The sequence below is a fragment of the Dysgonomonas termitidis genome, from assembly GCF_042654545.1.
GTDB classification, from domain to species: Bacteria; Bacteroidota; Bacteroidia; order Bacteroidales; family Dysgonomonadaceae; genus Dysgonomonas; species Dysgonomonas termitidis.
Window position 1 is genome coordinate 1 of sequence record NZ_JBHSGN010000066.1, and the last position, 1,371, is coordinate 1,371.

3 protein-coding genes are annotated in these 1,371 nt (G+C 38.7%); 1 reads left to right on the forward strand and 2 read right to left on the reverse strand.

Going from position 1 to position 1,371, the window contains the following annotated elements:
• On the forward strand, positions 1-715 hold a 715-nt coding region (locus tag ACFO6W_RS10045), incomplete at its 5' end, for a site-specific integrase (RefSeq protein ID WP_465251902.1).
• An 82-nt stretch (positions 716-797) separates the two neighbouring features.
• Here ACFO6W_RS10045 and ACFO6W_RS10050 read toward each other — a convergent pair.
• Together ACFO6W_RS10050 and ACFO6W_RS10055 are read right to left on the reverse strand one after the other, a co-directional pair.
• Positions 798-1,151 carry a hypothetical protein gene (locus ACFO6W_RS10050; protein WP_379995923.1) on the reverse strand — a complete coding sequence of 118 codons (354 nt, stop codon included), beginning with the start codon at positions 1,149-1,151 and terminating at the stop codon, positions 798-800.
• Between the two features lie 2 nt (positions 1,152-1,153).
• On the reverse strand, positions 1,154-1,371 hold a 218-nt coding region (locus ACFO6W_RS10055), incomplete at its 5' end, for a hypothetical protein (protein ID WP_379995925.1).

Below are 1,371 nucleotides of genomic sequence, written 5' to 3' on the forward strand. Positions count from 1 at the left end.
ACAAGGCAATAAGGGAGGTATCGTCAACCGCCTGAAATCGTTAAGGGCAACCATTACCCATGCCGACAAGGCAAATATCCCCGGCGTGAACAAAGGCGCATCTGTCGTTGTCCAGGATAAAATGCGTATAGGAAAAACAACGCCTAAAACCATTGATTATAAATATATACAAAAGATAGAAAGCTTAGACCTAAGCGGTTATTCAGAAAAACAAAGGCTGAATATAGATGCCTTTCTTTTTTCTTTCTATGCAGGCGGCATGAGTCCTATCGATGTAATTTATCTTACCCATAAATGCTTCAATGAAGGTAAAATCGTTTATGAACGGATGAAGACGACAAAAGAAGCTCGGATGCCGGTATTAAAAAAAGCTGTTGATATTATCAATAAATATAAAGGGCAGTGCTATGGTGATTATGTTTTGCCAATCCTTCAGGTCAGGCATCAGACGGAAACCCAAAAGGTTCACAGGGTAAGCGGATTCTCAGACTGCGTAAACAAAACCCTCCGTAAGGTTGCAAAAAATATCGGATATAAAGGGAAGATAACATGGAACTCTGCACGGGGAACATATATATCAAAACTTATAGACGAAAAATACCCTGTCGAACTGGTTGCTGAACATGCGGGGAACAGCCCGGATGTTATATACAAACACTATTACATTGTAACCCAGAGGGAGGAACTTAATAATAAATTGGATTCTCTTCTGTGAATGTCCCTGCTGGCATGCTTACAGATAAGAAATACGGCAAAACTATCAGCAGATTTGCCGTATTTCACTGGTTTATCTCACATTATTTGATATCCCGGTTTTTCCATTTCGCCTTACGGCGTTCCTGCCCTAACATTCTCTTCCTGGCCAATTGGCGGGAGGAGTAATACAATCTCTCTTCGCCACACATTCTATCATATTCCTCCAACTTCAAATTGTCGAGGTCTTCCGGTTCAACCGCAATATCAGGATGAACATGTCTAAAATAATATCCACCCGTTGAAATATACTTCCCTAAGCAACAAAAAGATATTGCCTGTAAATTACAAAAACTTAACTCGGAAGCAGCGTGTAAAGAACGGACTATAGCTATTAATACTTTTGCATTGTTAAATATTAAGACCTGCTTAGGCTCTTTATAAGGACTCTTTCTCATAATTATTTATATCTGCTTTTTATTGGTTTTAAATGAATTTCAATCCTGTTATTTTTCAAAATATTTTCAGCGGCTTTGTATATAGGTAACTCCTCTATACCGGCAGCTTTAAGCGCAGTCATCATAATATGGTCTTCTACCAGCAGGAGGTAGTCCTTGTCCGGCATAGATATCCATTTATCCAGTTCTGATTTTAATTTTGCCATATGTTCTTGTTTAT

What these genes read in the sequence shown, in the direction of transcription:
- ACFO6W_RS10050 (WP_379995923.1), bottom strand. Translation starts at nt 1,151, where the DNA reads ATGAGAAAGAGTCCTTATAAAGAGCCTAAGCAGGTCTTAATATTTAAC.